Raw genomic sequence first — 16,631 nt, 5'->3', positions numbered from 1 at the left:
GCGCGCTAAGCTGGAGAGCATGACTACGCAACCTTCTGATGTTGATATTGCTCAAGCTCACCAGCTCGAACCGATTACGGATATTGCTGCACGCGCAGGCATTCCGGAGACGGCTCTTATTCCTTATGGGCAAAGCAAAGCCAAAGTGGATATCACTCGAGTTGGGGATACTCCCGCAGATGGCAAGTTGGTCCTCGTCACCGGCGTCTCACCGACGCCAGCTGGCGAGGGTAAATCTACTGTTCTTATCGGCTTGACCGACGCCCTCACGCAGCTGGGCAAGAAGGCTATCGTCGCCCTTCGCGAGCCTTCCCAGGGCCCTGTCATGGGCATCAAGGGAGGCGCCGCGGGTGGCGGCTACTCTCAGGTTGTCCCAATGGAGGACATCAATCTCCACTTCACCGGTGACTTCCACGCTATCGCCGCGGCCACCAACACCTTGGCCGCCATCATCGATAACCACATCCACCAGGGCAATGCGCTCAACATCGATCCGCGCCGCATTACCTGGCAGCGCTGCGTTGACGTCAATGACCGTGCCCTGCGCCACGTTGTTACCGGGCTCGGTGGCCCCGCCCACGGCGTGCCGGGGGAGACTGGGTTCACCATTACGGCGGCGTCGGAAATCATGGCCATCCTCGGCCTCGCAACCGACTTGGCAGACCTAAAGAAGCGTCTCGGTGACATCACTGTGGGCTACACCTACGACCAAAAGCCAGTAACCGCCCGCGAATTGGGCGCAGAAGGCGCACTAACAGCGCTCATGCGTGATGCCCTGAACCCTAACCTGGTCCAGACCCTGGGCGGCACCCCTGCCTTCGTCCATGGCGGCCCCTTCGCCAATATCGCTCACGGCTGCAACACGCTGCTGGCAACCCAGACTGCGATGCGCTTCGGTGACATTGTCCTCACGGAGGCAGGCTTCGGCGCGGATCTCGGCGGCGAGAAATTCATGGACGTCAAGTCCCGCTTCGGTGATCTTGACGTCGCCGGTGCCGTCGTTGTTGCGACTATCCGCTCCCAGAAGTACAACGGCGGACAGCCCCGCGAGGAACTCACTACCGAAAACCTGGAGGCGCTAAAGAAGGGCGTGGTGAACCTCGAGCGCCACGTTGAGAACGTGCGCAAATTTGGCCTCAAGCCAGTGGTCGCTCTCAACCTCTTCTGGAGCGATACCGAGGCCGAGCGCGAGTTCATGCGCCAGTGGGCCGCCGATTTCGACGTCGCGCTCGAAGAAGCAGAAGTGTGGGCCAAGGGCGGAGCGGGAGCAACAGCGCTGGCTGAGCGCCTTCTGGAGAGTCTTTCCGAGGGTAACTCCCACCAGCTCTATGATCCCGCTGAGGGCATCGAGGCCTCCATCGACACCATTGCTAGGGAAATCTACCGCGCCGAGCGGGTGGAGTACTCGTCTAAGGCGCTGAAGGATTTGAAGTACATCAAGGACAACGGTTGGGAGGAGTTCCCAGTCGTGATCTCGAAGACTCAATATTCCTTCTCGGATGATCCGAGCCAGCTCGGCGCCCCGGAAGGCCACGTCCTTCATGTCCGCGAGCTGCAGCCCCGCACAGGCGCTGGCTTCATCGTGGCGCTGACCGGCGACGTCATGACCATGCCGGGTCTACCGAAGAAGCCCGCGGCCAACAACATCGATGTTGCTGCGGATGGTTCCATCTCTGGCCTGTTCTAAGCCGCGGCGCGCTCTTCGGGGCGCCGTCTACGAGGCCCGGTCCGGCCACCCGGGGTACTCGGGTGGCGTGCCGCCGAAGGCGGGGCATAGGTGTTGGAAAGAACACCAGCCACAGAGCTTCGAGGTCTTGGGCCTGAAGTCACCGGACTTGCCATCGCCTTCGATCTTGGCCCAGAGCTCACCCAGGTCGCGCTCGAAGTACTCGAGCTCCTCCGGCCCCGGCGTGAGGAACATCGAATCCAGGACCTTGAGGTACATCAGCCGCAACTGCGTGGGGATGGTGCCGAGCAGCCGCCAGTACACCAGCGCGTAGAAGTTCATCTGGAACTGCGCGTCCTGGGAATAGCGGGGGAGCGGCTTCTTTCCCGTCTTATAGTCCACCACGCGTACCTCGCCGGTGGGGGCAACGTCGACGCGGTCGATGAACCCACGGACAGGAACACCGTTCGGCAAGACGGTATCGACGTACATCTCGCACTTGTGGGCGTCGAAGCCTTGGGGGTTTTCCATCTGGAAGTAGCCCTTGACCAGTTCGCGCGCCTCGACGAAGAAGTCCAGCTCTTCGGGCTCCGGCACCAATTCACGCAGCTCGGGGTCTTTGTCCAGCATCACCGCCCATTCGGGCTTAATCATCTTCACCGCGGCTGGGTACTCACGTTGCTCGCGGGGCAGCTGGTGCATCTTTTCTAGGACTGCGTGGACCAGCGTTCCCTTCACCTGGGCCTTCGTCTTGGGCTCGGGCAACTTGTCAATAGCCCGGAAGCGATAGAGCAGCGGGCATTGTTTGTAGTCGGAGGCACGGGAAGGAGAGAGGGCTAGTCGTTTCGGCATAGTGTTTCTCAGCCTAGCGCATAGCCCACCGCGAACCTTCCCGCATCTCCCGACCGTCCGTGGCAAGCTAGATGGCATGAGCACTACGCAAGAGTTTCTTGATTTCATCGCCGCGAGCCCCTCGTCCTATCACGCGGCTGAAGAGGTGGCGCGCACGCTCGTCGCCGCCGGCTTTAGCCGCCAAGATGAGTCTGCCGAATGGTCAGCTGCACCAGGCGGCCACGTCATGGTCCGGGGTGGTGCGGTCATGGCATGGTATGTCCCCGAAGGCGCCGGCCCGGATTCCGGCTTCCGCATTATCGGCTCCCACACCGATTCGCCCGGCCTGGCGCTCAAGCCCACCCCGGACTTCGATTCCGCAGGGTGGCAGCAGGTAGCCGTCGAGGTCTATGGCGGGGTGCTTCTCCACAGCTGGTTCGACCGCGAGCTCCCCGTCGGCGGCCAGGTCATCACGAAGGATGGCAGCCGCCACTTGATCAATACCGGCCCCTTGCTGCGCTTGCCTTCCTTGGCGATCCACCTCTACCGCAAAGATGAGTTCAAGCCGGATCGCCAGCGCCACATGCAGCCGGTGCTCTCCGTGGGTACTCCGGAGACGTCGGTGATGGGGGTCGTCGGCAAGCAGCTTGGCGTAGACCCAGAGGATATCGCTTCCTTCAACCTGATTACCGCGGATGCCCAGCGCGGTGAGGTCTTTGGCGCCGGCGAAAAGCTCATCGCTGCCGGGCGCATGGACAACCTTTCTTCCGTTCATGCTTCGCTGCGTGCCCTGCTCGCTGCTGCAAAGAACGCCGACTCCATCGAGCACAAGGACGTCCTCGTCATGGCGGCCTTTGATCACGAAGAGGTGGGCTCCTCTTCGCGCTACGGCGCAGGTGGCCCGATCCTGGGGGATATCCTGACCCGCACCGCCCGTGCCCTCGGCGCGAACGAGGAGCAGCGTTTCCAGATGTTTGCGCGCTCCAGCTGTGTCTCGGCCGACGCCGCGCACTCCGTGCACCCCAACTACGCCGAAAAGCACGATCCCACGCATCACCCGATCATCGGCCAAGGCCCGGTGACCAAGATTAACGGCAACCAGCGCTATGCTTCCGACGCTAATACCGTGGCCCTGTGGGAATCTGCCTGCCGCCGTGCGGGTGTTCCGGTCCAGCGCTTCGTGGGAAATAACGATGTCCCGTGTGGCTCCACCATCGGGCCGATTTCTGCCACCCGTCTGGGCATCCCCACCGTTGATGTGGGAGTGCCGATGCTCTCGATGCACTCGATCCGTGAGCTGGTAGGCGAGCGCGACCAACTATGGCTTGGTGACGCCCTTGAGGCATACTTGGTTGGTTAATCCTTCTTGCCCCTAACTTTGTGAAAGGTTTTTCACGCTATGGCTTATTCTGGCCCCTTCCGCTACGGCGACCGCGTGCAGCTCACGGATGCCAAGCGGCGTCATTACACCATCGTCCTCGAGGAGGGAGGCCAGTTCCATTCGCACAAGGGCATCATCAACCACGATGACATCGTCGGCATGGATGAGGGCTCCGTCATCGATTCGACGCTGGGCAGCTCCTTCCTCTTGTTCCGCCACCTCATGGTGGATCACGTCTTGTCGATGCCGCGCGGTGCTGCGGTGATTTACCCCAAGGACTCCGCGCAGATCCTGGTCGAGGGCGATATCTTCATGGGTGCGCGCGTGCTGGAAGCCGGCGCCGGTTCCGGAGCACTCTCAATGACCCTCTTGCGCGCCGTGGGGCCAGAAGGCCACGTTTTCTCCTATGAGGTGCGCGATGATCACTTGGAATACGCCGTGAACAACGTCGCCGAATACTTCGGTGAGCAGCCCGAGTGGTGGAGCCCGCGGCTTGGCGATTTGGCCGATGTGACCGTCGAGGAGCTCGGCGGCCCCGTGGATCGCGTCATCTTGGACATGCTCGAACCCTGGGAGCACCTCGAGAAGGTGCGCGATATCCTCATCCCGGGCGGCGTCTTCATGACTTATGTGGCCACCGTGCCGCAGCTGATGAAGGTGATGGAGGGAATCCGCGAGCTGAAGTGCTTTACGGAGCCGCGCGCCTGGGAGTCCCTCGTGCGTGAATGGAAGGTGGAGGGCTTGGCCACCCGCCCGGAGCACCGCATGAACGCGCACACCGCGTTCCTGATCTGGACGCGTCGGCTTGCCGACGGCGTCACCCCGCCCCGCCCGCAGCGCCGCGCCCGAAAATAAGCCCCGAGGCTTAACGTGGCGCACCGCGCGCTAGGGTGGATTCTATGAACGATGCCACTCATTCCCAGGAACTTGGCCAGCACCGCCGCCAGATAGAGCAACTGGCTGAGCGCAATGCCAAGCTTGCTGCCCTGTTGAAGGATGCGCGCACGAAGCTTCAGCAGATGCTCGCGGAGGTGGACGCTCTTGCAGAGCCTGCCTCCACGTACGGCGTCTTTCTTGGCTATTCCGGGCGCGCACACGATTCGCGCCGCGATGCTGAGGTATACACCAATGGCCGCGCCATGCGGGTGAAGATTTCTCCGAACCTGGAGCCAGGCTCGTTAGAAGTCGGGCAGCAGGTCCGCTTGGGCGAAGGATTCGTGGTGGTGGAGGGCTGTGCCCCGGTGAATACCGGCGCGCTGGCGACGCTCCAGGAGCGCCTAGGCACCGACCGCGCGGTGGTTATCAATTCCGCGGGCGAAGAGCAGGTGGTGCTGCTCGGCACGATGCTGCGCGATACCGTCCGTGCCGGCGATACCCTCCTGGTCGAGCCGAAATCAGGCGTGGCCACCGAGCGCGTGCACAAGACTGAAGTAGCGCAGCTCACGCTGGAGGAAGTCCCGGACGTATCCTACGAGGACATCGGTGGTTTGGACGAGCAGATTTCGCTCATCCGCGATTCGGTCGAGTTGCCTTTCCTCCACCCAGAGCTCTACCGCCAATACGATCTCCAGCCGCCGAAGGGCGTGCTGCTCTATGGCCCACCTGGCTGTGGCAAGACGCTCATCGCCAAGGCGGTCGCGCATTCTCTGTCGGCGTCCCTGGGCGCTACTGCCCCCAGCTACTTCCTCAACGTGAAGGGCCCAGAACTGCTCAACAAGTTCGTGGGTGAGACTGAGCGCCGTATCCGCCTCATCTTTGAACGCGCCCGCGAGCTTGCCTCCGAGCCCACTGCTGATGGTAGCCAGCGGCCGGTCATCATCTTCTTCGATGAGATGGAATCCATCTTCCGCACGCGCGGCTCCGGTGTGTCCTCCGATATGGAAACCACCGTCGTCCCGCAGCTGCTGACGGAATTGGATGGCGTCGAGAAGCTCAGCAATGTCATCGTCATCGGTGCCACCAACCGCGAGGAGCTCATCGACCCCGCCATCATGCGCCCGGGGCGCCTCGACATCAAGATCCGCGTCAACCGGCCCACCAAGCAGGGCGCGCGGGAAATCTTTGCGCGCCACTTCCCGGAATCAGTCCCGCACGAGGGCGAGCTTTCCCAGCTCATCGATACCGCAGTGGAGGATCTCTACGCGGAGCGCCCCTTCGTCACGCTGCACTTCTCCAACGCGGATCCTCGCGTGCTGCACTACCGGGACTTCGTCTCCGGCGCGATGATCGCCAACATCGTCTCCCGCGCAAAGAAGTTGGCTATCAAGGAGGCTTTGGACGAAACCAACGCTGCGGAGGGTAAACAACCCGTAGGCATCACCGCCGCGCACCTGCACCAGGCCATTGCTGCCGAGCAGGCTGAATCGGAATACGTACCGACATCCGCCAACCCGGAGGAGTGGGCCAAGATCGTCGCCGGGACCTCCGCCGGCGCGCATGTCACCGGGGTCGAATTGATGGGAGTAAAACCTTGAGCCGTGTCCTAGGAACCGAAACCGAGTACGGAATCTCCACGCCGTCGAACCCGGCGTTGTCACCAATCGTGACGTCCACGCACGCGGTAGTGGCCTATGCCGCCCTGCATACCGGTGCGCGCTCCCGCTGGGACTTTCGGGAGGAGCACCCGCTGCGCGATAGCCGCGGCTTCGATCTCAAGCGCTACCACACCGTGCCCGTGGTGGACCCAAACGCGCTGGGCGTGGCCAACGTGGTCACGGCCAACGGAGCCCGCTTCTACGTCGATCACGCCCACCCTGAGTATTCCTCTCCGGAGTGCACCAATGCCTGGGATGCGATGCTTTATGACGCCGCCGGCGACCTCATCCTGCGCCGCGCTGCAGATGCCGTAGCATCTCTGACTGCCCAGGGCACGTCAGTACTGGCCACGCACGATCCCTGCCCGCCGCTGAAGTTTTACAAGAACAACGTGGACGGCAAGGGAGCTTCCTATGGCAGCCACGAAAACTACCAGTACTCCCGGGAGACTGATTTCGACGACATCGCCCAAGGTCTGATCCCGTTCTTCGTCACCCGTCAAGTGGTCACCGGTGCTGGCCGCATGGGCCTGGGCGCTGATGGTGAGGAACCAGGCTTCCAGATCTCGCAGCGCGCGGACTATATCGAGCAGGAGATTTCCCTGGAGACCACGCTCAACCGCGGCATCATTAACACCCGTGATGAACCGCATGCGGTGGCAGAGGACTTTGGCCGCCTGCACGTCATCATCGGTGATGCCACGATGGCCCATACCTCGACGCTGCTCAAGCTGGGTATGACGTCACTGGTGTTGGACGCCATTGAGGAGGGCGTTGACTTTAGTGACCTGCGCCTGAAGGACCCCGTGGCAGAGGTCCAGCGAGTTAGCCGCGACCTCACCCTGACTCATCAGCTGGAGCTTCACGACGGCCGCCGCCTCACCGCCCTCGAGATCCTCGCCGTCTACCGGGAGCGGGTCACTGCGACCTCAGAGTCAGATGAGAAGGTTCTTGCCGCCTGGGACGAGGTCGTGTCGCTCTTGGCGGACAACCCGTTGAAGGCGGCCCATCTGCTGGATTGGGTAGCCAAGTACCGCTTGATTAAGGGATACCTCGACCGTGGCGTGGCTGCAGATGACCCGAAGCTGGCGCTCATCGATCTGCAGTACACCGATATTGACCCGGCCAAGTCCCTCTACCACGCGCTCGTGCGCAAGGGCCAGATGCGCACCTTGGTCAGTGAGGAGGAGATTGCTGCGGCCGGCGACACCCCGCCCACGGATACCCGCGCTTATCTGCGCGGACACGCCACCCGCATGTTCGGCGAAGACGTCCTGGCCGCATCGTGGCAGTCACTAACCTTCCGAATTGGTGAAGCCGAGGGCGCCAACTCGGGAGCCGCCTGCGTGGCGCTCGATGACACCACGCGGCTCGGACAGGACGAAGTGGGAACCTTGCTGGAATCTGCAGACAGCGCCGCCGATTTCGTCGACGGTTTGCGCCAGCTCGGGGTGCGAATCGAGTACCCTACACTGTATTAGCGCAGCAAACCTCCACTCGCGAAAGGAGCTCTGACAATGAGCGGACAGCAGTCTCAGATCAATGCCGGCGGCGGCAACGGTGAGGGAGGAGACTCACAAGAGTTCGACGCTGGACAAGTCAGCATCAACAGCGCCGGAACCGATGATCTCCTCGATGAGATCGATGGGCTCCTGGAATCCAATGCCGAGGAGTTCGTGCGCTCCTACGTCCAAAAGGGCGGCGAATAAAGGTGGAACAGCGCTCCGGTAGCGCCCCTGTCTACGCACGGCGGATCATGGGCATCGAAACCGAGTACGGAATCACGGCGAGTGCTTCCCATGGCCAGCGAGTCATGTCCCCGGATGAGATAGCTCGCGTGCTTTTCCGGCCCATCGTGTCGAAGTACTCCTCCTCGAACATCTTTAGCCCCAACGCCTCGCGCCTCTACCTCGATGTCGGCTCCCACCCGGAGGTCGCCACCGCTGAATGCGATAGCCTGAGCCAGCTCATCGCGTACGAGCGCGCTGGCGATGCCATGGTCAACCGCATGGCCGTACAGGCGGAGGAAGCCTTGGCTGCGGAGGGGGAGAAGCGCGCCGTCTACTTGTTCAAGAATAACGTCGATTCTGCGGGCAATTCCTACGGCTGCCACGAGAACTACCTCATTGGCCGCCACGTGGTGCTCAAAGACCTCGGCAAGGCCCTCCTGCCGTTCATGATCACCCGCCAGCTCATTTGCGGCGCCGGGATGATTAAACCTGCCAAGGGCGACGAGCCTGCGCGTTTCGTGCTTTCACAGCGCGCCGACCAAGTGTGGGAGGGCGTGTCCTCTGCGACGACTCGCTCACGCCCCATCATCAACACCCGCGATGAACCGCATGGTGATTCGAAGCGTTTCCGCCGCATGCACGTTATCGTCGGCGACTCCAACATGGCGGAGCCCACGATGGCGCTCAAAGTAGGCTCCACGCTGCTCATGCTGGAGATGCTAGAGGCTGGCTTTGAGGTACCGGAGCTTTCGGTGCTTGATCCAATTCAGCACATCCGCACCATCGCGCTCGATTCCACCGGCCGCACCGAGCTTCCGCTCGAGGGAGGCGGCAACACCACCGCGCTCGCAATCCAGCAAGAACTGTGTGCCGCCGCAGAGCGTTGGCTGGAGCACCGCGAGGACACCGGGACACCAACGGCTGAGCTCGCACGCGTCGTCGATCTCTGGAAGCGCACCCTCCAGGCCATTGACACACAAGACTTTTCCGCGGTCGACCGCGAGATCGATTGGGTGATTAAGCGCGGCCTGCTGAACCGCTACCGCGAGCGCCTGGGCGGAGATTGGGCGCACCCCAAGCTGGCCCAGATTGACCTGACCTACCACGACATTCGCCCTGGGCGCGGTCTCTACAGCGTGCTGGAGCAGCGCGGCATGGTGGAACAGTGGATCGATGATGCAGCAATCAATGCCGCCGTCGATACCGCACCGCAGACCACCCGTGCCAAGCTGCGCGGCGAGTTCCTCGCCGTTGCCCGCGAGCTCAATGCCGCTGTGACGGTGGATTGGACGCGGATGAAAGTCAACCGCCCAGAACCCATGACCGAAGAGTTCTCCGACCCCTTCGTATCCGAGGACCCGCGCTTAGACGGGTTGTTAGACTACATGCGTTCGCACCAAGGTGCTTAAGGCCCCGAACCTCAACAAGGAACCTGCCATCATGCCGTCAGCAGATCGCACTGCGGCTCGGACACCAGTCCGAGATCGAGCCATCGAAAGGCTCACCAACCTCGCCTTTGCCCTCCACGGCGCAGCGCACCAAGGCGGCGTTCCCGACCGCAGCGCTGCCTGGATTCGCACCAACGTCGAGGGTTATCAATCCCGCAGCGACGAGGCCTTTCAGAAGCAGCTTTCCCGCGACATTGTGACGCTGCAACGCGCCGGAGTGCCGGTGGTGCACAGCAGTGGTGTGGAAGGCTCGCTGTATCGCCTTGATCCTGAGAGCTACCAGCTGCCTCCCGTGGACTTCACACCCGAGGAAGCCATGGTGTTGGGCGTTGCCGGAGGGATTGGCACCCCGGGGGGCTTGAGTGATTTCAGCTTGTCCGCGTGGACCAAACTCGCAGCCTCGGGAGCCTCCCGCGACTTGCGCGGTGCGCCCGTCTACACCGCCGTCAACGACATGACCAGGCTGAGCCCAGAGCTCGTCACCGGGGTGATTACCGCCGTGCGCGCGGGGCTGCGCATTTCCTTTGATTACTACGCCACGCCCTCAGCCAAGCCGGTTCGCCGCCACATGGATCCCTGGGGCCTAGTCAACCACCGTGATCGCGTTTACCTCGTCGGGTGGGATGTGGACCGCGAGGCACCTCGTACTTTCCGCGCTACCCGCGTGGACAACGTCAGGCGCTCGCGCGCTGCGGCCACCCACCTCGAGCCCACCGCGCCGCTGCAAGATCTCGTCGTGGAAGCGCTTGACCGGGGAGACACCGTCGATGCCCTCCTTGAGGTACCAGATGGCCAGGCCGCGGAGCTTGTCGATGCCGGACGCAGACGCGCGGATGGCCTCCTTGCGCTGACGGGCGTGCGCCGCGATTGGCTAGTGCGCACCGCCGCGGGATATGCACCAGATGTCGTGGTGATTGAACCGACAGAAGTTCGTTCAGACATCGTCGCGCTCTTGAGTGGGGAGGAATCACACCATGGCTGATCAGCCACGCAAACTGCAGTCTCTTGTTCGCTCCCTCAACCTCATCCCATACCTGCGCAACCACCCAGGGTTGACCCCGATGGAGGCGGCCGAGGATTTGGGAATGACCCCCGCTGAGCTTAAGGATGCCGTCGATAGGCTCTTCTGCTCCGGGGTGGGCCGCAATACTGAGGACCTCATCGACTTAAGCTTCAGCTACCGCGATGGCATCGAGATCTACAACGACCAGGGCCTGACCCAGGCCCTGCGCTTGACCCCAACGGAGGCCGGCGCGTTGTTGCTGACGCTCGAGTCCCTTGAGGCAATGCCGGGGCTTGTCGACGTCTCCGCAGTCCATTCCGCCGCCGCGAAGCTGCGCGAGATCATGGATGAAAAGACCGCCGCCATCTACGATTCCCTGGCCACAACGGATCCGGAGGAATCTCAGGTGCAAGCGGCGCTGGCGGGGGCCGTCGACAAGCGCCGGCAGGTCCGTTTCACCTATTGGAGCATGTCCTCCAACCGCACCAGCGAGCGCACCGTGCACCCAGCACGAATCTTCATCGTGGATGGAGAACCCTATTTGGTGGCCTGGGACGAATCGGTAGGGGAGCACCGCACGTTCCGCTTGGACCGCATGAGCGATGTTGAGGTGCTTGACGCAACCGCAACCCCGCACCTGCGCAAGCTGGACTTCAACCCCGATTCCCCCTTTGGCCTAGATCACACTCTCGTTGCGCAGCTGGAGATTAACCAAGAATTCACCTGGCTAGCAGAACACTACGACATCACTCTCGGCAAAACACTAGAAAATGGGCGGATAGCTGCGACGATGCCCGTCGGATCTGAAGCATGGTTTAGCCGTTTCGCTCTCGGTCAAGCCGACCGATTGCGGGTCGTGGGGCCGCAGAAGCTCGTCGACGCCATTTCGGAACATAGAAAACGGGCGTTGGAGCGTTATACTCAACTGCCAGACTAAGAGCTCTCCTGTGTGCGCCCCGTGCAGCGCTGCGCTGCATGGAAGCGTACGCTTCATCAACCTAGAAAGAAGGGGCACCCTCAATGACCGTGGGACCTTTGGAAATCGGCCTTGTCGTTCTCGTTATCGTGCTGTTGTTCGGCGCCAAGAAGCTGCCGGAGCTAGCTCGTTCGATGGGCCGCTCCATGCGCATTTTTAAGTCCGAAGTCAAGGAGATGAAGGAGGAGAACAACACTCCCGAGCAGCAGGCCCAAATTGCTGCATCGAAGAAGAACGATGAGGACTTCTGGAACAGCCCGGAAATGCAGCCGCGCGCATCCAAGCCGGTTGATGGAAATCAGAACTAATCATCTTTCTCGGTAGGCACACCACGCTCAAGGGACTTGGAACTCCAAGGGAGTGTGTGCCGCTGTGGGCTTTCTAGGGAGGCATTGCATTGAGTACCGCGAGTACACCGCCGAATCCCGCGTCTAGCGCACGCAAGCAAAAGTGGACCTCAAAGCTGCGCCGCAAGCCCAAGAATCCTACGGGGGAGATGACCCTAGTCCAACATCTCCAAGAACTGCGTCGGCGCATCGTGATTTCCTTGCTTGCTCTCGTGGTAGGCACCATCATCGGATTCATTTGGTATCAAAACGCTCCGTTTAATATGGCGCCGCTAGGCGAGATCTTGCGTGGGCCCTATTGCTCGCTGCCTGAGGAAAAGCGCATCTCTTTCACCGCGGATGGCGAATGCCGCTTGCTCGCCACCAGCCCCTTCGAAATGCTGCTGCTGCGCCTCAAAGTGGGCGCGTTGGCTGGCGCAGTAATGTCCTCACCGGTGTGGCTCCATCAAATATGGGCATTCATTGTGCCCGGTCTGCATAAGAACGAGCGCCGTTTCACCTTCTTTTTTGTCTCCACGGCGGTAGTTCTCTTCGTGCTTGGCGCGCTTCTTGCCTACTTCATCCTTTCCGTGGGTTTGGAGTTCCTCATGGGCATGGGCTCGGAGTACCAGACCGCGGCACTAACCGGTGAGCGCTATTTCTACTTCCTGCTGACGTTGCTCCTCATCTTCGGCGTGAGCTTTGAGATCCCACTACTCGTGGTATGCCTCAATGTGATAGGTGTCCTGGAATACGATGACGTCAAGGACAAGCGCCGCATCATCATTGTCGCCATCATGATCTTCGCTGCGGTGGTGACACCCGGCCAAGAACCTTTTTCGATGTTGGTCTTGGCCGGTGCCCTCGTACTCCTCGTGGAATTGGCCTTCCAGTTCTGCCGCATCAACGACAAACGCCAGAAGCGCCAGCGCCCAGACTGGATGGATCTGGATGATGAAACAGCCTCGTCCTTGGACGAAGGTCCGGGTGCCATAGGTGCACCAACTCCGGTGTCTGCATCAACGAGCGTTTCTGCGTCTTCGCGGCCGGTATCTTCCAGGCCTGTTCCCCCGACCTCGACGGGTGAAGCTCCGACACCGCAGCCTCAACAGAGGAACACTCAGCCCCCGCAGAGCGGCTTCTTCGACGACGTTCTGTAGGATTGTCAGCCTTCTTAGGTACCTTGTTCAAACGTTCCCGCTTGGCGCCGGGGACCGTCGCGCTAGTTCGCGGTACCTGACAGGTACCCTGGGGACTTATGACACTGACGCATCTGGACGAGTTCACTCAAGCCCTGCCGTACTCACTGGATGACTTCCAGATCGAAGGATGCCAAGCAGTTGAAGCGGGCCACGGAGTCTTGGTCTGTGCTCCCACCGGCGCGGGCAAAACGGTCGTTGGTGAGTTCGCCGTGTCCCTGGCGCTGCGCCAGGGGACCCGCTGTTTCTACACCACCCCTATCAAGGCGCTGAGTAACCAGAAGTACCACGACCTGGTTGAGGCACACGGCGAGGATGCCGTGGGGCTGCTGACGGGTGATGTCTCCATCAATTCTTCCGCGGACATCCTCGTGATGACCACTGAGGTTTTGCGCAACATGATTTATGCGGGCTCAGGCGCATTGGATCGCTTGACCCACGTGGTGATGGATGAGATCCACTTCTTGGCGGATGCCTCGCGCGGCGCGGTATGGGAAGAGGTCATCCTCAACCTCGAGGAACATGTTTCCATCATCGGTTTGTCGGCAACGGTGTCCAACTCCGAGGAGTTCGGCCGGTGGCTAACCACCGTGCGCGGAGATACCAAGGTCATCGTTACCGATAAGCGCCCCGTCCCGCTGGACCAGTGGATGATGGTGGGACGCAAGATCTACCCACTCTTCGAGCCTGATTCAGGCGGCCAGGTCAATGCTGAGTTGGCGCGCCGTATCCAGCGCCTAGAAGCAGGAGACAGCGATAACGGCCGCGCAGACTATGCACAAAACCGCGCGAGCTTCCGTGCACGTGCCCGACACAAAGGCGGAGGACGCAACGACCGAAACAAAGATCGGCGCAGCGGCGCACCCCGCGCGCAGGACCGCTACCGGCCGCTGGGTCGTCCAGAGGTACTCAAAGAACTGCAGTCAATGGAGATGCTGCCGGCGATTACCTTCATCTTCTCCCGTGCGGGCTGCGATGGTGCGTTATATCAGTGTCTGCGCTCCCGCATGGTGCTGACCTCCCAAGAGGAGGCAGCTGAGATTAAGGCCATCGTCGATAAGGGCGTGGAAGGCATTCCGGAAGAAGACCTCAAGGTTCTTGATTTCAAGCGATGGCGCGAGGCGCTTTCGCGTGGCTTCGCCGCCCACCATGCGGGTATGCTGCCAGCTTTTAGGCACATCGTGGAGGAGCTCTTCGTCAAAGGCCTGGTTCGTGCGGTCTTTGCCACCGAAACCCTTGCCCTGGGCATCAATATGCCCGCGCGCACGGTGGTCCTTGAGAAGCTCGTGAAGTTTAACGGCGAGGCACACGTGGACCTGACACCGGGTCAGTACACGCAGCTCACCGGCCGCGCGGGCAGGCGTGGCATCGATACCTTGGGCAATGCCGTCGTGCAGTGGGCACCCGCCATGGATCCCACCGCGGTGGCGGGCCTCGCATCGACCCGCACCTATCCGCTCATCTCTACCTTCGAACCCGGCTACAACATGGCCATCAACCTGCTGGGCATGCTCGGCTTCGATGACTCTTTGCGCCTGCTGGAGAAGTCCTTTGCGCAGTTCCAGGCGGATGGCTCTGTCGTGGAAGAAACGCGCGAAATTGAGCGCGCTGAGCATCGGGTCCGCGAGCTTCGGGCACAGTTAGATCAGGCCGTAGATAACTTGGCTCCACCGACAATTGATGGTGAAGACCCAGCGGAGATACTCATGGACTATATGAGGCTGCGCCGCGAACTGACTGAGGAAGAAAAGTCAGCGCGTGCCTCCAAGAAAGAAGAGAGGAGCAAGGAGGTCGCGGCGGTCCTTGCCCGCTTGCAGGTGGGTGAGGTCGTCGCTATCGCAACAAAGAAGCGACCAACCCTGGCAGTTGTCATCACCCCGGCAAACCAGACCGCCGATCCACGCCCCTGGGTCACCACGGAGACCGGATGGTCAGGCCGCATCGATGCAGCCGGTATTGATAATCCGCCGATAGTGGTCGGCCACATGAAGCTGCCGCGTGCGGCGCAGAAGCATCCGCGTCGGCATACCAAGTACGTTCAGGATGCCTTCAAACGCGACTACTACAAGCGGCCTAAGAAGATGCGCACTGAGCCGCGTAATCGTCCCAACAAGAAGATCGCGCAGCTGCGCGATGCCCTCCGCGAGCACCCGGTGCACAATTGGCCGGCGACCGACCGCGAGCAGCTGGCCGGTGTGGCCCAAAAGCTCGCCCGACGCGAGCGCGAGCTCCACAAGTTGGAAGCCAAGGTGGAGCGCGCCACGGATACCCTCGGCCGCACTTTCGAGCGCATCGTGGACCTGCTGGCAGAGATGGATTACGTGGAGTTTGAAGGCTATGGCGAGGACCGCGAGCCGGTCATCACGGACGAAGGCGAGCGCTTGGCCAAGATCCATTCCGAATCCGACCTACTGGTGGCACAATGCCTCAAGCGGGGTATCTGGAATGACCTTGACCCGGCAGAGCTGGCCGGCGTTGCCTCCCTGTGCGTCTTCGAAAACCGCAAGGCCACCCGCGGCGAACCAGGTGCGGCTAGCGACGAAATGGCGGACGCCATGAACGCAACGTGGCGCATCTACGCGGAGCTTGTCAGCGATGAGAAGCGCCATAATCTGCCACAGACCCGTGAACCGGAGCCTGCCTTCGCGCTGGCCATCCACCAGTGGACGGCGGGCGCACCCTTGGCCTATTGCATGGCCGCGGCTAACGAGTCCGGCGCAGAGCTGACTCCGGGTGACTTCGTCCGTTGGTGCCGCCAGGTCATCGACCTGCTCCAGCAGGTAGCCAAGACAGGCTACGAAGAAGAGATTCGCCGCAATGCCTGGCGCGCCATTGACGCGATTCAACGAGGCGTTGTCGCCATCGGCGCTTAATTTCCTTCGACCAAGTCCAGTATCACGGTGGCTGCCGCCGCGATGGCCTTGCGGTGGGGCGCGACCAGCGCCACCGTGGCTAGCTTCAGGTTTCTCCCCAATGGGTTGAGGATGAGGGCTTGGGTTCCGATGACGGAGTCGTCGACAAGCGCTGGCCCTCCCGAGTCACCCTTGACTGCCGGAATCGTGTTGAAGACAAATCCGGCGGGGGAGACAGTGGTGCGGAAGTCGATGGACCACGTGCGAAAGAAGGGCAGTAGAAACAACCCCGTTCGCTTCTGTGCGCGACGGGACTTTCCGCCATATCCCCAGGTGTTGACTGGCGCGCGAAAATGCGGTGTGCTTTTAGCGAGCCCCGGAAGGTCCCGGGGCGGTGCTGGTATATCAAGCAGGCACACAGCTATATCGGTCCCGTCAATCGTGCGCACGGCGGTGATCCGCCGGTTGAACCCGCCACTGACTTTGTAGTGTTCACCACCGCCCACGCCATCGCGAAAGAAGTGCGCACAGGTCAGAACTAGCCGGGTTCGCTGCTGGGAGCGGGGGTTTAAGGATGCATCGATGAGCACACCCGAGCAATAGCTACCGCGGGTACGGATCTTGACGGCTGCGGGATAGGAATTCACGGCGCCCAGCTTAACTGGACGAAGGCGAGCGGTAGGCT

General features: G+C 61.5%; 14 protein-coding genes. 12 read left to right on the top strand and 2 right to left on the bottom strand.

Going from position 1 to position 16,631, the window contains the following annotated elements:
- Positions 1 to 19: 19 nt before the first annotated feature.
- Positions 20 to 1,687 carry a formate--tetrahydrofolate ligase gene (locus HMPREF2604_RS10365; RefSeq protein ID WP_070520529.1) on the top strand — a complete coding sequence of 556 codons (1,668 nt, stop codon included), beginning with the start codon at positions 20 to 22 and terminating at the stop codon, positions 1,685 to 1,687.
- Between the two features lie 27 nt (positions 1,688 to 1,714).
- Here the strand turns inward: HMPREF2604_RS10365 and HMPREF2604_RS10360 are convergent, their stop codons facing one another.
- A complete protein-coding gene (locus HMPREF2604_RS10360) occupies positions 1,715 to 2,518 on the bottom strand; it encodes a RecB family exonuclease (RefSeq protein ID WP_070520526.1) in 804 nt (267 codons plus the stop codon).
- 76 nt (positions 2,519 to 2,594) lie between these two features.
- On the opposite strand from HMPREF2604_RS10360, the gene HMPREF2604_RS10355 reads away from it, so the two are divergent.
- The 11 genes from HMPREF2604_RS10355 (at position 2,595) to HMPREF2604_RS10305 (ending at position 15,967) form a co-directional block, all read left to right on the top strand.
- Entirely contained in the window at positions 2,595 to 3,857 is a 1,263-nt protein-coding gene (locus tag HMPREF2604_RS10355; protein WP_070565405.1) for a M18 family aminopeptidase, read from the top strand.
- Positions 3,858 to 3,896: 39 nt separating this feature from the next.
- The gene (locus tag HMPREF2604_RS10350) at positions 3,897 to 4,733 is read left to right on the top strand and encodes a tRNA (adenine-N1)-methyltransferase (protein WP_070520523.1); all 837 of its coding nucleotides are present in this window, start codon (positions 3,897 to 3,899) and stop codon (positions 4,731 to 4,733) included.
- 44 nt (positions 4,734 to 4,777) lie between these two features.
- Positions 4,778 to 6,352, top strand: a complete 1,575-nt coding sequence (gene arc / locus HMPREF2604_RS10345; protein WP_070565291.1) for a proteasome ATPase — start codon at positions 4,778 to 4,780, stop codon at positions 6,350 to 6,352.
- Positions 6,349 to 7,893: a depupylase/deamidase Dop gene (gene dop, locus HMPREF2604_RS10340; RefSeq protein WP_070520517.1), complete on the top strand. Its 1,545-nt coding sequence runs from the start codon at positions 6,349 to 6,351 to the stop codon at positions 7,891 to 7,893. The genes arc and dop overlap by 4 nt, the downstream gene beginning before the upstream one ends.
- Before the next feature lie 36 nt (positions 7,894 to 7,929).
- Complete coding sequence (locus HMPREF2604_RS10335; protein ID WP_070520514.1) at positions 7,930 to 8,121, top strand: ubiquitin-like protein Pup; 192 nt, start codon at positions 7,930 to 7,932, stop codon at positions 8,119 to 8,121.
- A 47-nt stretch (positions 8,122 to 8,168) separates the two neighbouring features.
- A complete protein-coding gene (pafA, locus tag HMPREF2604_RS10330; RefSeq protein WP_070520512.1) occupies positions 8,169 to 9,551 on the top strand; it encodes a Pup--protein ligase in 1,383 nt (460 codons plus the stop codon).
- 31 nt (positions 9,552 to 9,582) lie between these two features.
- Positions 9,583 to 10,572, top strand: coding sequence for a helix-turn-helix transcriptional regulator (locus HMPREF2604_RS10325; RefSeq protein WP_070520509.1), 990 nt, complete (start codon positions 9,583 to 9,585; stop codon positions 10,570 to 10,572).
- Positions 10,565 to 11,530, top strand: coding sequence for a helix-turn-helix transcriptional regulator (locus tag HMPREF2604_RS10320; RefSeq protein ID WP_070520506.1), 966 nt, complete (start codon positions 10,565 to 10,567; stop codon positions 11,528 to 11,530). The genes HMPREF2604_RS10325 and HMPREF2604_RS10320 overlap by 8 nt, the downstream gene beginning before the upstream one ends.
- A gap of 83 nt (positions 11,531 to 11,613) precedes the next feature.
- On the top strand, positions 11,614 to 11,877 hold the full coding sequence (gene tatA, locus HMPREF2604_RS10315) for a Sec-independent protein translocase subunit TatA (RefSeq protein ID WP_070520503.1): 264 nt from the start codon (positions 11,614 to 11,616) through the stop codon (positions 11,875 to 11,877).
- 188 nt (positions 11,878 to 12,065) lie between these two features.
- Positions 12,066 to 13,055 (top strand): twin-arginine translocase subunit TatC, encoded by a 990-nt coding sequence (tatC, locus tag HMPREF2604_RS10310; RefSeq protein WP_070520500.1) that lies wholly within the window; start codon positions 12,066 to 12,068, stop codon positions 13,053 to 13,055.
- Positions 13,056 to 13,153: 98 nt separating this feature from the next.
- Positions 13,154 to 15,967: a DEAD/DEAH box helicase gene (locus tag HMPREF2604_RS10305; RefSeq protein ID WP_070565289.1), complete on the top strand. Its 2,814-nt coding sequence runs from the start codon at positions 13,154 to 13,156 to the stop codon at positions 15,965 to 15,967.
- Here the strand turns inward: HMPREF2604_RS10305 and HMPREF2604_RS10300 are convergent.
- Positions 15,964 to 16,593: a serine protease gene (locus HMPREF2604_RS10300; protein ID WP_246818419.1), complete on the bottom strand. Its 630-nt coding sequence runs from the start codon at positions 16,591 to 16,593 to the stop codon at positions 15,964 to 15,966. The two genes, HMPREF2604_RS10305 and HMPREF2604_RS10300, sit on opposite strands and share 4 nt — an antisense overlap.
- Positions 16,594 to 16,631: the final 38 nt, after the last annotated feature.

Source organism: Corynebacterium sp. HMSC055A01 (genome assembly GCF_001809405.1).
GTDB lineage: Bacteria > Actinomycetota > Actinomycetes > Mycobacteriales > Mycobacteriaceae > Corynebacterium > Corynebacterium hesseae.
Note: the sequence above shows the minus strand (reverse complement) of the source record. Positions and strands in the feature narration are given on the sequence as shown.